A 3,791-nucleotide genomic window follows, 5' to 3' on the forward strand; every position below is an offset into this window, starting at 1 on the left:
TGCGCGACACCAGGTTGCGACACGTTGCCGACAAGGGCAGTCGCGCACAGGGTGCGCTCCCACAAGGGGAGGGGCTTCGCGACGCGCGTTGATATCTACTCATCATGGTTCGAGGGTTGTCGGATGTATCTCCCTACGCTCGCCCAGCTGGCGCTCGGCAGCCGGCTCAAGTCGCTTAGCGACCACTTTTACACCGCCGTCGACGAGGTCTACCGCACCTGCGGGGCAGGCGTGGAATCGCGCTGGTTTCCGGTACTGCGCTTTCTATGGGAGAACGGCGAAACCACGGTCAGCGATGTGGCCCAGGCCATCGGGCAAACCCATTCGGCCGTGAGCCAGCTGGCCGACAAGCTGGTCGATGCCGGCCTGGTCTGCCGCAACAAGGATGCCCAGGATGGTCGCCGCAGCCTGCTTGGCCTTACCACCAAGGGACGTACCGACCTATCCGCGCTGGGGCCGATCTGGGTCGCGGTGCGTCGTGGCATCGTCAAATCCTTGGGCGAGCAGGAACTGGAGGCTTTGCTAAATGCCCTGGCTGCCACCGAGGCGGCCGTGCAGGATCGTCCCGTGGTCGACGCCATGCTGGCCGAATATGCGGCGCTCACCACCGCGGTACTGGAAGTGGTGTCCTACGAGCCGGCCCTGAAAGAGCACTTCTACCGCCTCAATGCGCAGTGGCTGGAGCGCCATTTCCGCATCGAGGAGATCGACCGCGAGATGCTGGGCGACCCTGAGCGCCACGTGCTGGCGCCGGGTGGGGCGATCTTCTTTGCGCGCCTCGCCGGCGAGGTCATCGGCACCTGCGCGCTGCTGTGCGAATCGCCGGGCGTCTATGAGCTGTCCAAGATGGGCGTGGACGAGACCTTCCGCGGCATGGGCGCCGGGCGTGTGCTGCTGGCCGCCGCCATCGCCGAATTCCATCGCCGCGGCGGCCAGGAACTGTTCCTGGAATCCAACAGCCGCCTCAAGACGGCGCTGCGCATGTACCAGCAGGCCGGTTTCGTGTTGCAGCCATCGGTGCGCGCCGGCTCGCACTACGAGCGGGCGGACGTGTACATGATCTACCAGCCGGAACATCGCCAGGTCGCCAAGGCGGGCGCCCCCCGGGGCTGAGTCCGGCTGCGGCAGGCTGGAAACAAAGAAACCCGGCCGAGGCCGGGTTTCGTCGTCTGGGCGAAGCCCGGATGAGGCTTAGCGCGTGCCGCGCACCACGATGGTCTTGCCGGCCACGTCGATCATGCGCTGTTCCTCGAGCTGCTTGAGCACGCGACCCACCATCTCGCGGGAACAGCCCACGATGCGGCTTACTTCCTGGCGGGATATGCGGATCTGGGTGCCTTCCGGGTGGGTCATCGCATCAGGCTCCTGGCACAGGTCCAGCAGCGTCTTGGAGATGCGGTTGGTCACGTCCATGAAGGCCATGCGGCTGACCTGGCGCGAGGTGCGCAGCAGACGGTGCGTCAGCTGGGAACCGATGGCGAACAGGATCTTCGGACATTCCTCGCGGAGCGGGCCTTCCAGCAGCTGGAACAGGCGCTCATAGCTGATCTCGGCCATCTCGCAAGCGGTGCGGGTGCGCACCATGGACTCGCGCTGTGCCTGCTCCACGAACAGGCCCATCTCACCGATGAACTGACCCCGGCTCAGGTACGCCAGGATCAGTTCGCGGCCTTGCTCGTCCTCCGTGCAAACGGCCAAAGAGCCGTCCACGATGTAATAAAGCGTGTTGGCCGGGTCGCCCGGTCGAATGATGGCGGTCTTGCCCGGGTAGCGTCGGCGATGGCAAAGCGCAAGAAATCGCTCCATCGACGCCGGATCCGGAGCGAAATTCGCTGGCGCCTGTGACCGTTCAAAAGCCTGCTGTAGCTGATATTTGAGTTGCGCCACGTGAGATCCCGTTGATTCAAAACGGGGGCCGCAAGCGTCCCCCGGTAGTCCAAACCTTACCCCTCCGGGCATTATGGCAAACTAACCTGAGCTTCCGGAGGTTCAGTTTTCCTTTTTTTTGCCGCATACTTCACGGTCTTTCGGACGCGATCCCTTTGTCGCGCTCCCGTCACAAGGGTCGTGGAAGCTTCGGGCTTTCACGTCGAATTATCCAGCGGGGACCCTTGTAGCTAACCCGCCTCTACTGCTGGCCCCATCCCCGGCCATGGAGAGTCGTTGTGGTTAAACCGCTTCCGCGCCTGCGTTTGCAAGGCTTCAACAATCTGACGAAGGCCCTGAGCTTCAACATCTACGACATCTGCTATGCGGTGTCCGAAGAGCAGCGCCAGCGTTATATCGAATACATCGACGAGCAGTACGACGCCGATCGCCTGACCCAGATCCTGACGGATGTGGCCGAAATCATCGGTGCCAACATCCTGAACATTGCACGCCAGGACTACGATCCGCAAGGCGCATCCGTCACCATCCTCATTTCCGAGGAGCCGGTGGTGGAAAAGCTCGGCCGCGACACGATCTCCGACGCGGTGGTCGCGCACCTGGACAAGAGCCACATCACCGTTCACACCTACCCGGAAACGCACCCGCACAACGGCATTGCGACCTTCCGCGCGGACATTGATGTCGCCACCTGCGGCGTGATCTCGCCGCTGAAGGCCCTGAACTACCTGATCGACAGCTTCGAATCGGACATCGTCATCGCCGACTACCGCGTGCGCGGCTTCACGCGCGACGTGAAGGGCAAGAAGCATTTCATCGATCACAAGATCAACTCGGTGCAGGACTACCTGGCCAAGCACATCCGCCAGAAGTACGAGATGTTCGACGTGAACGTGTACCAGGAAAACATGTTCCACACGAAGATGCACATCAAGGACTTCGACCTTGATACGTATCTGTTCGAGGCGCATGCGGATGACCTCTCGTTCAAGGAGCGCCAGCGCATCGAGTCGCTGCTGCGGCGCGAGATCGAGGAGTTGTTCCATGGTCGCAACCTGATGTGACGAAAAACCCGCCGGAAGGCGGGTTTTTTTTATGGCTCGTATCGCGGTCTAGAGCGGTGTTTGGCCTTTGACTGTCATCCCGGCGCAGGCCGGGATCCAGAGCCTCGGTTTCTGGTTGTTGCGTTAGGGCCAGCGTGCCGCCTACGCGGCGGGCGTTTCGATCGGCTGCCGCCGCTCGAGTCACTTTTCTTTTGCTGGCCCAAAAGAAAAGTAACCCAAAGAAAATGGCCTGATAACGCCCGCAGCATCGTGTTGGGATAAGCCCGAACGCTCGAGGCGCGTCGTGGTGGGACAACCTCCGAGGGTACACAGGGGGTACTTCAAAGCGCTGCGCAACGCGCCCGAATCGCTGAGGACTTAAAGCCGAGGCTCGCTTCGCATTGCCTTTGGTTTGCTGGGTTTCGGGGAGCATTTCACTTCTCCCTCTCCCCTTCGGGGAGAGGGTCGGGGTGAGGGGCGGGTGCTCGCGGCGGTGTAGCTATCCGAGCTTTTAAACCCAAAACGCAACCGCCCTCATCACCATCGCCGTCAAATGCATTCGCCGGGTATGGAGGCGGCCCGTCAACCCGCCGCCACCCCTTGTGGGAGCGCACCCTGTGCGCGACAGCAACCCACCAGGTGCCTCATTTCAAAGTCGYCGCGACYACCCCCGCATGCCCGGCTCTTGSGGCWGTCGCGCACAGGGTGCGCTCCCACAAAGARCCGGTGTTCAGACGCGGTACGCCACCGCCTTCATCACCATCGACGTCAAAYGCATCACGCCGGGCAAGGGGTGCGGCCCGTCAACCCGCCGCCACCCCTTGTGGGAGCGCACCCTGTGCGCGACCGCAACCCACCAGG

Annotated in this window: 3 protein-coding genes; 2 read left to right on the forward strand and 1 reads right to left on the reverse strand. The window is 62.5% G+C overall.

Annotated features, from left to right (window positions below; translation table 11 throughout):
* Positions 1-123 precede the first annotated feature (123 nt).
* Complete coding sequence (locus tag AC1DMG_RS20565) at positions 124-1,113, forward strand: bifunctional helix-turn-helix transcriptional regulator/GNAT family N-acetyltransferase (protein ID WP_477175054.1); 990 nt, start codon at positions 124-126, stop codon at positions 1,111-1,113.
* 78 nt (positions 1,114-1,191) lie between these two features.
* On the opposite strand, the gene crp is transcribed toward AC1DMG_RS20565, so the two are convergent.
* On the reverse strand, positions 1,192-1,887 hold the full coding sequence (gene crp, locus AC1DMG_RS20570; RefSeq protein WP_441605488.1) for a cAMP-activated global transcriptional regulator CRP: 696 nt from the start codon (positions 1,885-1,887) through the stop codon (positions 1,192-1,194).
* Between the two features lie 278 nt (positions 1,888-2,165).
* Here crp and speD point away from each other — a divergent pair, with 278 nt between their 5' ends.
* On the forward strand, positions 2,166-2,951 hold the full coding sequence (gene speD / locus AC1DMG_RS20575) for an adenosylmethionine decarboxylase (RefSeq protein WP_019465856.1): 786 nt from the start codon (positions 2,166-2,168) through the stop codon (positions 2,949-2,951).
* Positions 2,952-3,791: the final 840 nt, after the last annotated feature.

It is taken from the genome of Dyella sp. 01N36 (genome assembly GCF_056399745.1).

Bases quoted from the DNA above. Each gene is read 5' to 3' on its own strand.
- AC1DMG_RS20565 (WP_477175054.1), top strand. From the start codon at position 124: ATGTATCTCCCTACGCTCGCCCAGCTGGCGCTCGGCAGCCGGCTCAAG.